Origin of the sequence: Sediminimonas sp., from assembly GCF_024637375.1 — a bacterium.
In the GTDB taxonomy this organism is placed as follows: domain Bacteria; phylum Pseudomonadota; class Alphaproteobacteria; order Rhodobacterales; family Rhodobacteraceae; genus Sediminimonas.
The window spans coordinates 14,625-31,000 of the sequence record NZ_JAGXFK010000051.1 but is presented as its reverse complement, the minus strand read 5'-3'; the positions used below and the strand labels follow the sequence as shown (position 1 = coordinate 31,000).

The window sequence follows — 16,376 nt, the reverse complement described above, 5'->3', positions numbered from 1 at the left end:
GCCCGCGCGATAGCGTGGGCCCATACCGTGATAGGCTGAAATTGGAAGACCTGAAAATCCGACAGAAGTGCGAGGAAATGATCGCCTACGGCTATGTGGCCCTGCGGCAGTTTCCGAAGTTCGAGCGACATGTTCTGGCGGCGGAGATTCGCGAGGCGATGTGGGGTGTGCTGCGCCTGATCGTGATCTGCAACAAGCGGTATCACAAAAAGACGACGATGCAGGATCTGGACGCCGAGCTGGACCTGCTGCGCTCACAGGTCAGAACGTCCTTCACGCTGCGGTATATCGACATCAAGAAATATGAGACCTGGTCTCGTCACATAGACGAGGTCGGACGCATGATCGGCGGCTGGTTCAAGTCGCTGGTAAGGGGTGCGGGCCATGCATGAGCGTTTGCCGATCCGCGGTGGCAACTGGAACAATGGCGCCAGTGCCGGGGTCTTTGCCCTGAACCTGAACAATGCCCGGTCGAACTCGAACTCGAACATCGGCTTTCGCCCCGCTTCCGGGGACCGTCAGAAAACCGTCGCTCAAGGGCGGCGGCTCAGAACACCCTCGAAAGGACCCGCAATCCTCGGCCAAGTGCCGAAAAACATGAACAGGCCGGGGCGTCGCAGTAGCCACGCAGGCGACCCCTCGTCCCGGCCGCCCCATCATGGCTAAGACCTTCCGAAATCTGTGGCCCGACATCATCAGCTTCGAGACGCTTGTGCGCGCATGGGAGCGCACGGCGAAAGGGCGTCGCCGCCAGCGCGACGTGGCAACCTTTCAGGCCGACCTCGAACCCAACCTGATCGCAATACAGGAAAGCCTGATCCACAAGACATATCGCACCGGCCCCTATCACCGATTCCACGTCTACGAACCCAAGCGCCGGGAGATAGCATCGCTGCCGCTCAAGGATCGCGTCGTGCAGCACGCGTTGATCAGTGTCATCGAGCCGATATTCGAAGCGCGGTTCATCGACCAGTCGTTTGCCTGCCGGCATGGCAAGGGCGCACACAAGGGCGCCGATACCGTGCAGGGCTACCTCAGAAAGACGATCAGGGAGCACGGTCAAGCGTTTGCACTCAAGGCCGACATATCGAAATACTTTCCATCGGTGTGCCACGACCCGCTCGTGCGCATCCTGGGTCGGCGCATCGCCTGCCCGGACACGTTGTGGCTGCTGAAAGAGGTGATCGGAAGCAGCGCCGACGACGGCGCGCTCATGCCGCGCGGGATCCCGATCGGCAACCTGACAAGCCAACTATTCGCAAACGTCTACCTCAACGAGATGGATCACTTCGTGAAGCACACGCTGCGCGAGCCGCGCTATGTGCGCTACATGGATGATTTTGTCGTCATTCACCACGACAAGGATCACCTGCACGAGACCAGGCGGGATATCGAAGGATTCCTGTGGGCAGAACTCGGTCTGCGCACCAACTCCAAAACGCAGATATTTCCAGTCAGGAAAGAGGGCGGCCGCGCCCTGGATTTTCTCGGCTACCGCATATGGCCAACGCACCGCGCCCTGCGAAAAGACAGCATCAACCGGATGCGCCGCAAGATGAAACGGATGGCCTCGCAGTATCATCGCGGCCTGATCAGCTGGGACGAGATCGACCCGGTCATCATGAGCTGGATCGGCCATGCGCGCCACGCCGACACCTACAACCTGCGGCGCAAGGTGCTCGGGGGCGTTGCCTTCGTGCCGCCGCCGCTGAGCAGGTCGAGAGACCGGACGTGATCAGTTGCGCATGGAATCGAGATCGACAACCCCGCGCTCGCCGCCGACGATGTGCCCGGCCCACGCCTCCATGACAGGCCGCCGGCGCTCAAGCAGGTCTGATCGCGCATAGCTGCGCTCGACGGTCGAGCCAATGCTGTGATTGAGGATCGTTTCCGACACCTCCCAGGGGCAGGCGTCCGTATCCTGGACCCATGTGCGAAAGCTGGTGCGAAACCCATGGGGCCGCCCCGGCTCGCCCAAGCGATCCAGATGCTTCTCAGCCGCGCGTGACGTGATGGGCTGACCGCGATGTCCGGCAAACAGCAGGTCATGCCCGGCCGCGCGCGCTTCCTCGACAATTTCAAGGGCGGGCCCCGACAATGGCACGCGGAATTCCCTGGCCTTGCCTTCGCGCCCCTTCACCCGATCGGCGGGCACGATCCAGATATCGCCATCCACCTCGGATACGCGAGCAGCGCGGCACCCGTCGAACCGCACAAGCGTCAGCATCATCCACCGCAGGCACAGCCCGGCCGCCGATTCGGGATTGAGGCGATCCCATAGGGCCGGGATATCCTGCCAGGGCGTCGCTGCTATGTGCTTCGTTTGGTGCCTGACCTCGCCCAGCATCCGGTTCGCAGCATCGACGGTGAAGGGGTCGCAGTCGATTCCCATGTAGCGCGCCTCGGTGAACACAATGCGCGTGCGCTGCACCGCCTTCATGGCCGTGGGGTGCTTGTCCCGCCAGATGGGCTTGATCGCGTCGTAGACGTCCCCTCTGGTAATCTCAGACATGCGCTTGCGCCCGATCTTCGGGATAACGTGGTGTTCGAGGGGGCTCAGCCAGCGGCCGCGGGTGCCGCCGCCACGCAGGCCGGCCTGCTTGGCCTCGAACACGATCTGAACCATATCCGCGAATGTGGGGTCGGCGCGGTCCTGTTCGGCCTTCTGTGCTGCACGCTCCGCTTCCCGCGCCGCGATGGGATCACTCCCGGCCGAAACGACAGACGCCCAATGATCGCGCTGGCGCCGCGCTTCCGCCAACGGAAGATCCGGCCACGATCCGAGCCCCATGTCGCGCCGCCGCCCCAGGTGGGTATAGCGATAGACCCACTTGCCCGCGCTGCCGCTCTTGATGAGCGACAGGCCGCCGCCGTCACCCAGCTTGCCGTCAGGCGCCTTCTTGATTGCAATCGCGGTCAGCTTGTTGCGCATCCCGGTCCCCGCTCAGTCCCACACTCAGTCCCCCATTTTGCGCGCGCTGCTCTGCTACATGTAGCGACATGGTGAGACGCGGCAACGGTGAAACCTCCTGCAACATAAGGGGTAATTGCGACGTGATGCAACAGTTAGAGATGGGTGTATGGTGCTGCTGGAGAGAATCGAACTCTCGACCTCTCCCTTACCAAGGGAGTGCTCTACCTCTGAGCTACAGCAGCCCGCATGCGGCGGGTGAGTAGACGCAATCGGGTCACGGTGCAAGCCCAATCTGGACGGTTTTTCGGCGCTGCTGTAAGAGGGTTGTCATGACACGCAAGACAGACGGCAAGACGCCGCCCGCAGCGGGCGCATCGCGCGAAGATCGCTTGAAGGCGGCGCTCAAGGCCAATATGGCCCGGCGCAAGGCGCAGGCACGCGCCCGCGGCGCGAAGCCGGCGCCAGCGGATGATCCTGGGGCCGAGCGGGCCGGCACAAACAACGACAAGGGGCAGGGCTGATGGATTCGATCGTGGTGACGGGCAACGGCCCATTGACGGGGCAGATCGCCATCGCCGGCGCCAAGAACGCCTGCCTGACGCTGATGCCGGCGACGCTGCTGACCGACGAGCCGCTGACCCTGACCAACGCGCCGCGGCTGTCGGACATCCGCACCATGGCCGAGTTGCTGCAATCTCTGGGTGCTGAGGTCAGCATGTTGCAGGATGGCCAGGTTCTGGCGCTGTCGAGCCACGAGATCACCAACCACACCGCCGATTACGACATCGTGCGCAAGATGCGCGCCTCGATCCTGGTGCTGGGTCCGATGCTGGCGCGCGAGGGGCACGCGGTGGTGTCGCTTCCCGGCGGCTGCGCGATCGGGGCGCGGCCGGTCGATCTGCACCTGCGCGCGCTGGAGGCACTGGGCGCCGAGCTGGACCTGCGCGACGGCTACGTGCATGCCCGCGCCCCCGGCGGGTTGAAGGGGGGCGAGGTGGCGTTCCCGGTCGTCTCGGTCGGTGCCACCGAGAACGCGCTGATGGCGGCGACGCTGGCAAAGGGGACCACCGTGATCCGCAACGCCGCGCGCGAGCCCGAGATCGCCGACCTGGCGCGCTCCCTGCGGGCCATGGGCGCGCGGATCGAGGGCGAAGGCACCTCGGAGATCACCATCGAGGGGGTCGAGCGACTGGGCGGCGCCACGCACCGGGTGGTGATGGACCGGATCGAGCTGGGCACCTACATGCTGGCGCCGGCGGTCTGCGGCGGCGAAGTCGCGTTTCCCGGCGCCCGGCCGGAGCTGTTGCAGGCGTTCGTGGACAAGCTGCGCGAAACCGGGGTCGAGGTACAAGACACCGGCACCGGGCTGACGGTGCGCCGCGGCGAGGCGCGCGTGCGCCCGGTCGACGTGGTAACGGAACCGTTCCCCGGTTTTCCCACCGATCTGCAGGCGCAGATGATGGCGCTGTTGTGCACCGCCGACGGGGTCAGCGTGCTGGAAGAGCGGATTTTCGAGAACCGCTTCATGCACGCGCCCGAACTGGCGCGCATGGGGGCACAGATCGACGTGCAGGGCGGCACCGCCACGGTCACCGGTGTCGAGCGATTGCGCGGCGCCCCGGTCATGGCGACCGATTTGCGCGCCAGCGTGTCGCTGATCCTGGCCGCGCTGGCCGCCGAGGGCGAGACCACCGTCAACCGGGTTTACCACCTCGACCGGGGATACGAGCGGGTGGAAGAGAAACTGCGCGGCGTCGGCGCGCGAATAGAACGGGTCAGTCAACCATGAGCGAAGATGCACGATTCGAGGACGCCCGCGAGGCGCCGCTGAACCTGGGCGCGTTCGATGCCGAGGATCTGGAGGTGATTTCGGCGCTGGCGCAGGATGCTGTGTTCCCGGCGACCGAGATGACCTGGCGCAAACCCGAGCGTCGCTTCGGGCTGCTGCTCAACCGGTTCCGCTGGGAGGATCAGCCCGCCGCGCAGCGCCGTCAGCGCCCGTTCGAGCGGGTTCAATCGGTGCTGGCGGTCGAAAACGTGCTTGGCGTGGCCTCGACCGGGTTCGACCGGCGCGATCCGGACCTGGTGCTGTCGTTGCTGGCGATCGACTGGCAGCCCGGCGAGGATGCCGCCGGGCATGTGGTGCTGACGCTGGCGGGCGACGGCGCGATCCGGCTGCATGTCGAGGCGCTGGAGTTGCGCCTGCGCGATGTCACGCGCCCTTACCTTGCACCATCGGGCAAGGCGCCGGCTCACGACGCCTGACCCGGTCGATGCCCGCGCGCCGCGGCCCGGCGGCTCAGGGGATGATGCGGGTGTATTTCACGCCGTCCAGCGTCGCGCCGACCTGCAGCCCGGCCTGCCCGAAGATCACCGCCACAACCGGCGCGGTAATCGTCGTGGTTTCGGCGCGCAGGTTCTCGCCCACGTCGTTGAAGGCGTACTTGACGTCGCCGCCCACGGCCCAGCCTTCGGACCGGCGGAACCGCATGAGCGCCTCGTCGGTCATGAAAAACAGCACATGCGCGTATTGCAGGGCGCCGATCTGCAGGCCGAAACTGCCCTTGGTGGCGGAGTAGTAATCCACCGTCGTCCCGTCGACCTGCAGCGCGCCGCGCCCGTAGCCGCCGCCGAAGCCGAAGCCCGCCTCGGTAATCAGCGGCATCACCAGTTGACCTTCGGAGTCGTCGCGAAGCTCCCGCGTGGCGGGATAGTTGGAATAGAGGTGGTCGAGGGTCTGTCGGACCCGCGCGTCGATAATGCTGGGTCCGCGGCTGCCGATGCCGTTGCCGCAGGCGGCAAGCGCGCCGAGGCCGGCCAGCGAGGTCAGCGCGAAAGCGCGCCGGGAAATCTGTGTCATGTCGGTTTTGCCTGTCATCTGTTGCCTGTCATGCGCGCCCCGGCCGGATCTGGGCCCAGCTTCGAAGAAAGAGCGTGCGGGCACCATACCCGCGCAGCGCGGCGCTGTCACGCGCGTTGCGCGGCGGGGGGCCGGTTTGCGCAGATTACTGCCCGCCGCCGCCGAGACGCCGCGCCACCTCGGGCGCGAAATAGGTCAGGATGCCGTCGCAGCCGGCGCGCTTGAAACACATAAGGCTTTCCATCATCGCGCGCTCGCCGTCGATCCAGCCATTGTCGGCGGCGGCGCGGATCATCGCGTATTCGCCCGACACCTGGTAGGCATAGGTCGGGGCGCCGAAACTGTCTTTCACCCGGCGGCAGATATCCAGGTAGGGCAGGCCGGGCTTGACCATCACCATGTCGGCGCCCTCGGACAGATCGCGCGCCACCAGCCGCAGCGCCTCGTCCGAATTGGCCGGGTCCATCTGGTAGGTGGCCTTGTCGCCCTTGAGCGCGCCCGAGGCGCCGACCGCGTCGCGGAACGGGCCGTAGAAGGCGCTGGCATATTTCGCGGCGTAACTCAGCAACATCACGTTGGTGTGGCCGGCCTCTTCCAGCGCCGTGCGGATGGCGCCGATGCGGCCGTCCATCATGTCGCTTGGGCCGATGATGTCGGCGCCCGCCTCGGCCTGGCTGAGCGCCTGGCGCACCAGCGCGGCGACGGTTTCGTCGTTGACCACCTCGCCGTCGCGCACGAACCCGTCATGGCCGTCGGCGTTGTAGGGGTCGAGCGCGACATCGGTCATCACCGCGATGTCGGGGGCCGCGTCCTTGATGGCGCGGGTGGCGCGGTTGCTCAGGTTGTCGGGGTTCCAGGCCTCGGCGCAGTCGCGGGTGCGCTTGTCGGTGGGGGTGTAGGGAAACAGGCAGATCGCCGGAATGCCCAGATCGGCGGCCTCGCGCGCCGCCTTTGCCGCCAGGTCGACGCTGCGCCGCACCACGCCGGGCATCGAGGGCACGGCTTGCGTTTCGTCCTTGCCCTCGCACACGAAGATCGGCCAGATCAGGTCGCCGACGCCGAGCGCCGTCTCGCGCGTCAGCGCCCGCCTGGCGGCGGACTGCCGGGCGCGGCGAAAGCGTGCTGCGGGGTAGGTGGCCTGGGTGGGGGTGATCATGGTGTATTCCTCGCGATGGGTATGCATAAGTTGCATGGAAATTCGCTCCGCTCAAGGCTAGGAATTGCGGCCATGGGGCGCTATCTAGGCGCAATCGGGCGGCAGGGGTAGACGATTGAACTGGTTTGAACTTCTCACCGAGTTGATCGACATGCGATCGTTTTCGAACCTCTGGTTCTGGATCGCGCTGGCGGTCATGTGGTCCTCGGCCAGCCACTGGGTGCTGGGCGTGCCCTATGACATGGTGCTGCGCGCCGCGCGCTTCGGCGGCCAGGCCGAGGAAGACCTCGAGGACATCGTCCGCGTCAACGTCAACCGGCTGCTCTACATCGCCGATGTCTCGGGGCTGTGGCTGGTGGGGCTGGTCAGCTTCGTGCTCACGGTCCTGGGGGCGGGCGGCTTTGGCTATGACCTGCAGTTCATGCAGGCTCTGTTCCTGCTGGCGTTCCCGGTGAGCCTCGTGGGGGGGCTGAGCGTGCGCGCCGCGCGCGACATCCGTGCCGCCGGGCTGAGCGGGGCGGACTTGCGCCACCGGATACGCCTGCACCGGCTGGCGGTTCAGGTGATCGGCATGATCGCCATTTTCGTCACCGCGATGTGGGGGATGTACCAGAACCTGACGGCCACCCTGCCCGAAATCCTGTTCAAACCGCTGGGATGAAGCACGCGACATGACCGAGACGCAGCGCCTGACGGTAGCCGGCGCCCCCGAAGGCTTCGATGCCCGCCTGATCCTGGACGAGGTCGCGCGCGCCGGCGGCCCTGTCGTTCATGTCGCGCGCGACGACAAGCGGATGGCCGCGACGCGCGCGGCACTGCGCTTTTTCGCGCCCGACATGCCGGTGCTGACCTTTCCCGCATGGGATTGCCTGCCCTATGACCGGGTCGGGCCCAATGCCGACATCGCCGCGGCGCGCATGGCGACACTGGCCGGGCTGGTGCATGCGGGGCCGACGCGTTTCGTGTTGCTGACGACGCTGGGCGCGGCCATGCAGCGGGTACCGCCGCGCGCGGTGCTGCGCGAGGCGGCGTTCACCGCGCAGGTGGGCGGGCGCGTGGACGAGGCCGCGCTGCGCACCTTCCTGGCGCGGATGGGGTTCAGCCAGGCGCCAACGGTCCTGGAGCCGGGCGATTACGCCATCCGCGGCGGCATCATCGACATCTACCCGCCGGGCGAGGGCGGGCCGGTACGGCTGGACCTGTTCGGCGACGTGCTCGACGGCGCGCGCCGCTTCGATCCCGCCAGCCAGCGGACCACGCAAAAGCTGGACGCGGTAGAGCTGGCGCCGGTGTCCGAGGTGATTCTCGACGAGGCGGCGATCCGCCGGTTCCGGCAGACCTACCGGATCGAGTTCGGCGCGACCGGCACCGACGACCCGCTCTACGAGGCGATCAGCGCCGGCCGCAAGCCGCAAGGCGCCGAGCATTGGCTGCCCTTCTTCCACGACACGCTTGAGCGATTGTTCGACTACCTGCCCGGCGCGCCGGTCACGCTCGACGAGCAAACGGGGTCGGCGCATCTGTCGCGGTGGGAGGGGATCGCCGACCAGTACGAGACCCGCCGCCTGGCGATGGCGCAGCCGGGGCGCATGGGCACGGTCTACAAACCCGTCCCGCCCGAGCAGCTTTACCTTGACGAGGCGGCATGGGCAGCCGCGCTGGATGGGCGCCGGGTGGTGCAGTTCACCCCGTTGCCGTCGGCCTCGGGGCCGGGGGTGCGCGACGCGGGCGGGCGTATCGGGCGCAATTTCGCCCCCGAACGCCAGCAGGAAAACATCAACCTGTTCAGCGCCCTGGCCGATCACATCAAGGCCCGGCAGGCGACCGGCCCGGTCGTGGTGGCCAGCTATTCGGAGGGCGCGCGCGAACGGCTCGACGGGTTGATTTCCGACGAGGGGCTGATCGGCGCGGTCCACATCGCCGACGCCGCCGGCATCGGGCGGCACGGGCTGCATCTGGCGGTGTGGCCGCTGGAGCACGGGTTCGAGGCGCCCGAGCTGACCGTGATCAGCGAACAGGACGTGCTGGGCGATCGGCTGATCCGCGCGCCCCAGCGGCGCAAGCGGGCCGAGAATTTCCTGACCGAGGCGCAATCGCTCAGCCCCGGCGACCTGGTGGTGCATGTCGATCACGGCGTGGGGCGCTATCACGGGCTGGAGGTGATCGCCGCCGCCGGCGCCGCGCATGAATGCCTGTTGCTGGAATATGCCGAGGGCGCGCGCCTTTACCTGCCGGTCGAGAACATCGAACTTCTCAGCCGCTTCGGCCACGAGGAGGGCCTGCTCGACAAGCTGGGCGGCGGCGCATGGCAGGCGCGCAAGGCGCGGCTCAAGGAGCGCATCCGCGAGATGGCCGACCGCCTGATCCGCATCGCGGCCGAGCGCGCGCTGCGCACCGCGCCGGTGCTGGAGGCGCCCCACCACGCCTGGGAAGAGTTCGCCGCCCGCTTTCCCTACCAGGAAACCGACGACCAGCTTGGCGCCATCGAGGACGTGATGGCCGACCTGACATCGGGGCGTCCGATGGACAGGCTGATCTGCGGCGACGTGGGCTTCGGCAAGACTGAGGTGGCGATGCGCGCCGCCTTCGCTGCCGCGATGTCGGGCCAGCAGGTGGCGGTGATCGCGCCCACCACGCTGCTGGCGCGCCAGCACGCGCAATCCTTTGCCGAGCGGTTTCGCGGCTTTCCGCTGGAGGTGCGGGCACTGTCGCGGTTCGTGTCGGCCAGAGACGCGGCGGCGACCCGCGACGGGCTGGCGCGCGGCACCGTCGATATCGTGGTTGGCACCCATGCGCTGCTGGCCAAGCAGGTGCGGTTCAAGCAGCTTGGCCTGCTGATCATCGACGAGGAACAGCACTTCGGCGTCGCCCACAAGGAACGGCTCAAGCAGATGCGCACGGACGTGCATGTGCTGACCCTGACCGCCACGCCGATCCCGCGCACCCTGCAACTGTCGCTCTCGGGCGTGCGCGATCTGTCGATCATCGGCACGCCTCCGGTGGACCGGCTGTCGATCCGCACTTACGTGTCGGAATTCGACCCCGTCACCATCCGCGAGGCGCTGCTGCGCGAGCACTACCGCGGCGGGCAGTCGTTTTTCGTGGTGCCGCGCATCACCGACCTGCCCGAGATAGAGGAGTTCCTGGCCGCGCAACTGCCCGAACTGAGCTATGTCGTGGCGCATGGCCAGATGGCGGCGGGGCAGTTGGATGATCGGATGAACGCCTTCTACGATGGCAAGTTCGACGTGCTGCTGGCCACCACGATCGTGGAATCGGGGCTCGATATTCCCACCGCCAACACCATGGTCATCCACCGCGCCGACATGTTCGGGCTCAGCCAGCTTTACCAGATCCGCGGCCGGGTGGGGCGCTCGAAGACGCGCGCCTATGCTTATCTCACCACCAGGCCGCGCGCCCGGCTGACCGAGGCGGCGCAAAAACGTCTGCGGGTGCTGGGCAGCCTCGACACGCTCGGCGCCGGGTTCACCCTGGCCAGCCAGGACCTGGACATTCGCGGCGCCGGCAACCTGCTGGGCGAGGAGCAGTCGGGCCAGATGCGCGACGTGGGCTTCGAGTTGTATCAGCAGATGCTGGAAGACGCGATCGCCAAGATCCGCTCGGGCGAGATGGAGGGGCTCAGCGAGACCGACGCGCAATGGGCGCCGCAGATCAACCTGGGCGTGTCGGTGCTGATCCCCGAGGACTACGTGCCCGATCTCGACGTGCGGCTGGGGCTCTACCGCCGTCTCGGCGGGTTGGCGAAAAAGGTCGAACTGGAAGGCTTCGCCGCCGAGTTGATCGACCGTTTCGGCCCTGTCCCCAAGGAGGTCAACACCCTGCTGCTCGTGGTGCGGATCAAGGCGATGTGCAAGCGCGCCGGGATCGCGCGGCTGGACGCCGGGCCCAAGGGGGCGACGATCCAGTTCCACAACGACAAGTTCGCCTCGCCGCACGGGTTGGTCGAATTCATCGAGAACCAGCGCGGGCTGGCAAAGGTCAAGGACAACAAGATCGTTGTGCGCCGCGACTGGAAAAAGGAAAGCGACCGCATCAAGGGCGCCTTCGCCATCGCCCGCGACCTGGCCGAAAAGGTCTTGGCCGAGCAGAAGAAGGGCAAGCGCGATGCTTGAAAGCGGGCTGCACGCGGTGCCGCCGGGGCACACCGCGTCGATCGTGACGCACCTGGAAATGCGTCACGAAGCGCCGCTGCGCCCCGAGGCGGACCTGCCGCTGGAGCTGGTGCGGGTGCCGCGGCCCCGGCCGGATTGGTATCTGGACCTGTTCCGCCGGGTGGGCGCGCCGTGGCTGTGGTTCGGGCGGCTGGGTATGCCGCCCGACACGCTGGAGGGGCTGCTTGCCGATCCGGGCGTTCATGTGCATGCGCTCAGGAATGGCGATGCCGAGGTTGGCCTGCTTGAGCTGGATTTCCGGCAGCCCGGCAATTGTGAACTGGCCTATTTCGGGCTGGAGCCGGGAAGCGTCGGCGCCGGCGCGGGGCGCTGGATGATGAACCGGGCGATCCGGCTGGCATGGGGGCAGGGAATTTCACGCTTTCACGTTCATACCTGCACCTTCGACCATCCGGCCGCGTTGGGATTCTACAGGCGCAGCGGGTTCACGGCCTGTCGCCGCGAGGTCGAAATCGCCCCTGATCCGCGCCTGCACGGGCTTTTGCCGCGCGAAGCCGCGCCGCAGGTGCCGCTGGTCGAGTGACCGGCGCGCCGCGGCCATTGTCGCGGCTCAGCGGCTGTTTTCGGTCAGGCGCCGCTTGACGTAGTCCGACACGGTGTCGATCATCGGCTCCATGTGGGGGTCTTCGAAGAAGTGGCTGGCGCCCTCGATCTCGGCATGGGACACGGTGATGCCCTTCTGCTCCTGCAGTTTCTCGACCAGCGACTGGGTGTCGGCGGGCGGGGCGACCCGGTCGGCGCTGCCGTTGATGACCAGCCCCGAGGCCGGGCAGGGGGCAAGGAACGAAAAGTCGTACATGTTCGCCGGCGGCGAGACCGATATGAAGCCGGTGATCTCGGGTCGGCGCATCAGCAACTGCATGCCGATCCAGGCGCCGAAGGAAAAGCCCGCGACCCAGCAGTGCTTGGAATTGCTGTTCATCGACTGCAGGTAGTCGAGCGCCGAGGCGGCATCGCTGAGCTCGCCGACGCCCTGGTCGTATTCGCCCTGGCTGCGCCCGACGCCGCGGAAATTGAACCGCAGAACGGTGAACCCCATGTTGTAGAAGGCGTAGTGAAGGTTATAAACGACCTTGTTGTTCATCGTCCCGCCGAATTGCGGGTGTGGGTGCAGGACGATGGCAATAGGGGCGTCACGCTCTTTCTGAGGATGGTACCGGCCTTCTAGGCGGCCTTCGGGGCCGGGAAAAATTACCTCGGGCATGGGCGTCACTGTCTCCTGAACAGGGGTACGGCACGATTGTTGACGAGTTCGCTCAAGTACCTTAGAACGATTCCAGAAAGTCGGTTGTACGCCGACCGGGATGCTCGCGAGATAAGACCTGCGCCGCCCGAGGTCAATGTAAAGGGGGTTCGCCCATGAAACTCAGCACCAAGGGGCGCTATGCGATGGTGGCGCTGGTGGACATCGCCCTGCAACCGGCGGGCAAGCTGGTATCGCTGGGCGATATCTCGCGCCGCCAGAACGTGTCGCTTCCCTACCTTGAGCAGCTTTTCGTGAAACTGCGCCGCTCGGGGCTGGTCGAATCGGTGCGCGGGCCCGGCGGTGGCTACCGGCTGGCGCGCTCGGCGACCGATATCCGGGTGGTCGAGGTGCTGGCCTCTGTGGATGAGACGGTTGATGCGATGCACACCGGCGCGGGCGCCTCGGGGGGTGTCTCCGGCAGTAAGGCGCAATCGCTGTCCAACCGGCTGTGGGAAGGGCTGAGCGCCCATGTCTACGTGTTCCTGCACCAGACGCGGCTGTCGGACGTGGTCGACAACGACCTGGCGCCATGTCCGGCGGTGCCGACGCTGTTTTCCGTGGTGGACGAGGCATGAGGCGGGTGCGCAAGGGGGGCTCCGCGCCGCTGCATCTGCGGTGCGATTCCCCGGGATCATTTTCGAGAGAGGAAAAGGCCTGCCGCGCGCGCCCCGGGCCTGACCGGCTTGGGTGTGGTGTGGCTGTTGTTGTGCGGGGGGCGTGATGGATCGGGTTTATCTTGACCACAACGCGACGGCGCCGCTCAGGCCCGAGGCGCGCGCGGCGATGCTGGCGGCCATGGACCTCGTCGGAAACCCGTCGAGTGTGCACGCCGAGGGGCGCGCGGCGCGCGCCACGGTCGAGAAGGCGCGCGCGCAGGTGGCGGCGGCGCTGGGGGCCGAAGGGGCGGACGTGATATTCACCTCGGGCGCGACCGAGGCGGCGGCGCTGGCGCTGGCCGGGCGCGGATTGCACGGCGCGGCCATCGAGCATGACGCGGTCGCCGCCTGGGTTGACGACGATCTGCCGGTCGATGCGGCGGGCCGGGTCACGGTCGCCGATCCGGCGCGGTCGGTGCTGCAACTGGCCAATTCCGAGACCGGCGTGGTGCAGGAGTTGCCCGAGGGGCTGGAGCTGAGCGACATGACACAGGGCTTCGGCAAACTGCCGCTGGCTTTCAACTGGTCGGGGTGCCGGATGGCGCTGGTGTCGGCGCACAAGCTGGGCGGGCCCAAGGGCGTGGGGGCGCTGGTGGTGCGCCGCGGCACCGATATCGCGGCGCAGTTGCGCGGCGGCGGGCAGGAAATGGGCCGGCGTGCGGGCACCGAGAACGTCGCCGCGATTGCCGGGTTCGGGGCTGCGGCCGAAGCCGCGGCGCGCGACCTGGCCGGCGGGGTCTGGCAACGGGTCGAGGAAATCAGGGATAATCTGGAACAGGCCATTGCGACCGATCAGAGCGAGACTATTTTGGTCGGGAAAGGCGTGCATCGGCTGCCCAATACCACCTGCATCGCCGCGCCGGGCTGGAAAGGCGAGACGCAGGTGATGCAGATGGACCTGGCCGGATACGCGGTGTCGGCGGGCAGCGCCTGTTCGTCGGGCAAGGTCCGGGCCAGCCGGGTGTTGCGCGCCATGGGGCTCGATGACGACGTGGCCGGCAGCGCCATTCGCGTGTCTTTGGGGCCCGAAACGAGCGAGGACGACGTTTTGCGATTTGCCGATACGTGGCTGGCGAAACGCAGGAAACACAGCGCCCGGGTGGCGTGAGAACGCGAACAGGAGATGGACATGGCTGCATTGGACAAGGGCGACGAGGCCAAGGAAGGCGTCGATCAGGAAACGGTCGATACCGTGCGCGAAGTGGGCGGCGCCTACAAGTACGGTTGGGAAACCGATATCGAGATGGACTATGCGCCGCTCGGCCTTGACGCCGACATCGTGCGTCTGATCTCGGCCAAGAACGGCGAGCCGCAGTGGATGACCGACTGGCGTCTGTCGGCCTATGAGCGCTGGTTGCAGAAGGAAGAACCGACCTGGGCGATGGTCGAGTACCCCGAGATCGACTTCCAGAGCCAGTATTACTATGCCCGCCCCAAGAGCATGGAGGTCAAGCCCGAGTCGCTGGACGATGTGGACCCCAAGCTTTTGGAAACCTATGAAAAACTTGGCATCCCATTGAAAGAGCAGATGATCCTGGCCGGGGTCGAGGGCGCCGGAGAGACGACGCCGGCAGACGCGCGCATCGGCGCCGGCGAGGACCGCCAGGGCGAGCGTCGCGTCGCCGTGGACGCGGTGTTCGATTCCGTCAGTGTCGGCACCACGTTCCAGGCAGAACTGAAAAAGGCCGGGGTCATCTTCTGCTCGATTTCCGAGGCGATCCGCGACCACCCCGACCTGGTGCGCAAGTACCTCGGCTCGGTGGTGCCGGTCAGCGACAATTTCTATGCCACGCTCAACTCGGCTGTGTTCTCGGACGGATCGTTCGTCTACGTCCCGCCCGGCGTCCGCTGCCCGATGGAGCTGAGCACCTATTTCCGCATCAATGCCGAGAACACCGGCCAGTTCGAGCGCACGCTGATCATCGCCGACAAGGGCAGCTTTGTCAGCTACCTGGAGGGTTGCACCGCGCCAAAGCGTGACGAGACGCAACTGCACGCCGCAGTGGTCGAGATCATCGCCGAGGAAGACGCCGAGGTGAAATATTCCACCGTCCAGAACTGGTTTCCCGGCGACGAGAACGGTAAGGGCGGCATCTACAACTTCGTCACCAAGCGCGCCGATTGCCGCGGCGACCGGTCCAAGGTGATGTGGACGCAGGTCGAAACCGGGTCGGCGGTGACGTGGAAATACCCCTCGTGCATCCTGCGCGGCGATGACAGCCAGGGCGAGTTCTATTCGATCGCCATCACCAACAACTGGCAGCAGGCCGATACCGGCACCAAGATGGTGCATCTGGGCAAGAACACCAAGAGCCGTATCGTGTCCAAGGGGATCAGCGCGGGCCATGCGCAGAACACCTATCGCGGGCTGGTCAGCATGCACCCCAAGGCGCAGAACTCGCGCAACTACACCCAGTGCGACAGCCTTCTGATCGGCAGCACATGCGGCGCCCACACGGTGCCTTACATCGAGGTCAAGAACAACTCGGCCCGGGTCGAGCACGAGGCGACCACGTCGAAGGTGGACGACGACCAGCTTTTCTATTGCCGTCAACGCGGCATGGACGAGGAAGAGGCCGTCGCGCTGGTGGTCAACGGGTTCTGCCGTGACGTGTTGCAGGCACTGCCGATGGAGTTTGCCATGGAGGCGCAACAACTGGTGGCGATTTCGCTTGAAGGGTCGGTGGGCTAACGGCGCGTCGGTGCCACAACGCGAAAGGATACCTCATGGATGGTGCGCAGAAAGCGATACGCCCCGAACTGACCCTGCCGCCGGCCGAGGCAGAGGCGGTGCGCGCCGCCTATGCGGGGGCCGACGTGATCCTGGAATATGGCAGCGGCGGGTCCACCGTGTTGGGGGCGGAACTGGGCAAGCGCGTGATCAGCGTGGAAAGCGACAAGGCCTGGGCGCAGATGATGCAGCAATGGTTCGCCGCCAACCCGCCGCCGCGGCCCGTCGATGTGGTCTGGTCGGATGTCGGCAAGACCCGCGAATGGGGCCACCCTGTGGATGACAGCGGCTGGAAGCGTTTTGCGCGCTACCCGTTGCAGGTCTGGGATCTGCCCGAGTTCGAGCACCCCGACGTGGTGCTGGTGGACGGGCGGTTCCGCGTCGGCTGCGCGCTGGCGACGGCCTACCGCATCAGCCGGCCGGTGTCGCTCTACTTCGACGACTACATGCCCCGGCCGCGCTATCACGAGGTCGAAAACTTCATCGGTGCCCCGGTACAGACATATGGCCGCATGGCGCGCTTCGATGTTGAACCGATGCCGGTGCCGGCCGAGAAACTGCTCAGGATCGTGCGCTTGATGACGGCACCCTGAGGGACCGGAAAAGAGAGTTAAAGGAAT

Annotated in this window: 16 protein-coding genes and 1 tRNA gene; 12 read left to right on the top strand and 5 right to left on the bottom strand. The window is 66.5% G+C overall.

Annotation, left to right across the window (positions count from 1 at the left end; all coding sequences use genetic code 11):
• The first annotated feature begins 14 nt into the window (after positions 1 to 14).
• Both avd and Q0L89_RS08045 read left to right on the top strand, forming a co-directional pair.
• A complete protein-coding gene (gene avd, locus Q0L89_RS08050) occupies positions 15 to 392 on the top strand; it encodes a diversity-generating retroelement protein Avd (protein ID WP_296763679.1) in 378 nt (125 codons plus the stop codon).
• A 266-nt stretch (positions 393 to 658) separates the two neighbouring features.
• The gene (locus tag Q0L89_RS08045) at positions 659 to 1,735 is read left to right on the top strand and encodes a reverse transcriptase/maturase family protein (RefSeq protein ID WP_296763677.1); all 1,077 of its coding nucleotides are present in this window, start codon (positions 659 to 661) and stop codon (positions 1,733 to 1,735) included.
• Here the strand turns inward: Q0L89_RS08045 and Q0L89_RS08040 are convergent, their stop codons facing one another.
• Complete coding sequence (locus Q0L89_RS08040; protein ID WP_296763676.1) at positions 1,736 to 2,932, bottom strand: site-specific integrase; 1,197 nt, start codon at positions 2,930 to 2,932, stop codon at positions 1,736 to 1,738.
• A gap of 149 nt (positions 2,933 to 3,081) precedes the next feature.
• A tRNA-Thr gene (locus Q0L89_RS08035) sits at positions 3,082 to 3,156 on the bottom strand.
• An 87-nt stretch (positions 3,157 to 3,243) separates the two neighbouring features.
• Between Q0L89_RS08035 and Q0L89_RS08030 the strand changes: the two genes are divergently transcribed.
• The 3 genes from Q0L89_RS08030 to Q0L89_RS08020 are packed head-to-tail and all read left to right on the top strand — an operon-like array spanning position 3,244 to position 5,179.
• Positions 3,244 to 3,435: a hypothetical protein gene (locus Q0L89_RS08030; RefSeq protein WP_296763674.1), complete on the top strand. Its 192-nt coding sequence runs from the start codon at positions 3,244 to 3,246 to the stop codon at positions 3,433 to 3,435.
• Positions 3,435 to 4,703, top strand: a complete 1,269-nt coding sequence (gene murA / locus Q0L89_RS08025; protein ID WP_296763673.1) for a UDP-N-acetylglucosamine 1-carboxyvinyltransferase — start codon at positions 3,435 to 3,437, stop codon at positions 4,701 to 4,703. Before Q0L89_RS08030 ends, murA begins: the two co-directional genes overlap by 1 nt.
• Complete coding sequence (locus Q0L89_RS08020) at positions 4,700 to 5,179, top strand: DUF2948 family protein (RefSeq protein ID WP_296763671.1); 480 nt, start codon at positions 4,700 to 4,702, stop codon at positions 5,177 to 5,179. Before murA ends, Q0L89_RS08020 begins: the two co-directional genes overlap by 4 nt.
• A 34-nt stretch (positions 5,180 to 5,213) precedes the next feature.
• Here the strand turns inward: Q0L89_RS08020 and Q0L89_RS08015 are convergent, their stop codons facing one another.
• Together Q0L89_RS08015 and hemB are read right to left on the bottom strand one after the other, a co-directional pair.
• On the bottom strand, positions 5,214 to 5,774 hold the full coding sequence (locus Q0L89_RS08015) for a YSC84-related protein (protein WP_296763670.1): 561 nt from the start codon (positions 5,772 to 5,774) through the stop codon (positions 5,214 to 5,216).
• A gap of 145 nt (positions 5,775 to 5,919) precedes the next feature.
• Positions 5,920 to 6,927: a porphobilinogen synthase gene (gene hemB, locus Q0L89_RS08010; protein ID WP_296763825.1), complete on the bottom strand. Its 1,008-nt coding sequence runs from the start codon at positions 6,925 to 6,927 to the stop codon at positions 5,920 to 5,922.
• A 118-nt stretch (positions 6,928 to 7,045) separates the two neighbouring features.
• On the opposite strand from hemB, the gene Q0L89_RS08005 reads away from it, so the two are divergent.
• The 3 genes from Q0L89_RS08005 to Q0L89_RS07995 are packed head-to-tail and all read left to right on the top strand — an operon-like array spanning position 7,046 to position 11,646.
• Positions 7,046 to 7,591: a component of SufBCD complex gene (locus tag Q0L89_RS08005; protein ID WP_296763669.1), complete on the top strand. Its 546-nt coding sequence runs from the start codon at positions 7,046 to 7,048 to the stop codon at positions 7,589 to 7,591.
• 10 nt (positions 7,592 to 7,601) lie between these two features.
• Positions 7,602 to 11,063, top strand: coding sequence for a transcription-repair coupling factor (gene mfd, locus Q0L89_RS08000; protein ID WP_296763667.1), 3,462 nt, complete (start codon positions 7,602 to 7,604; stop codon positions 11,061 to 11,063).
• Complete coding sequence (locus tag Q0L89_RS07995; protein ID WP_296763666.1) at positions 11,056 to 11,646, top strand: N-acetyltransferase; 591 nt, start codon at positions 11,056 to 11,058, stop codon at positions 11,644 to 11,646. The genes mfd and Q0L89_RS07995 overlap by 8 nt, the downstream gene beginning before the upstream one ends.
• 27 nt (positions 11,647 to 11,673) lie before the next feature.
• On the opposite strand, the gene Q0L89_RS07990 is transcribed toward Q0L89_RS07995, so the two are convergent.
• Complete coding sequence (locus Q0L89_RS07990; protein WP_296763664.1) at positions 11,674 to 12,327, bottom strand: alpha/beta hydrolase; 654 nt, start codon at positions 12,325 to 12,327, stop codon at positions 11,674 to 11,676.
• A 155-nt stretch (positions 12,328 to 12,482) separates the two neighbouring features.
• Here Q0L89_RS07990 and Q0L89_RS07985 point away from each other — a divergent pair, with 155 nt between their 5' ends.
• The 4 genes from Q0L89_RS07985 (at position 12,483) to Q0L89_RS07970 (ending at position 16,349) form a co-directional block, all read left to right on the top strand.
• Positions 12,483 to 12,944, top strand: a complete 462-nt coding sequence (locus Q0L89_RS07985) for an Rrf2 family transcriptional regulator (protein WP_296763663.1) — start codon at positions 12,483 to 12,485, stop codon at positions 12,942 to 12,944.
• 145 nt (positions 12,945 to 13,089) lie between these two features.
• Positions 13,090 to 14,133 carry an aminotransferase class V-fold PLP-dependent enzyme gene (locus Q0L89_RS07980; RefSeq protein WP_296763661.1) on the top strand — a complete coding sequence of 348 codons (1,044 nt, stop codon included), beginning with the start codon at positions 13,090 to 13,092 and terminating at the stop codon, positions 14,131 to 14,133.
• Between the two features lie 21 nt (positions 14,134 to 14,154).
• Positions 14,155 to 15,717 (top strand): Fe-S cluster assembly protein SufB, encoded by a 1,563-nt coding sequence (gene sufB, locus Q0L89_RS07975; protein WP_296763660.1) that lies wholly within the window; start codon positions 14,155 to 14,157, stop codon positions 15,715 to 15,717.
• A 35-nt stretch (positions 15,718 to 15,752) separates the two neighbouring features.
• Positions 15,753 to 16,349, top strand: a complete 597-nt coding sequence (locus Q0L89_RS07970) for a hypothetical protein (protein ID WP_296763658.1) — start codon at positions 15,753 to 15,755, stop codon at positions 16,347 to 16,349.
• The last annotated feature ends 27 nt before the right edge of the window (positions 16,350 to 16,376 follow it).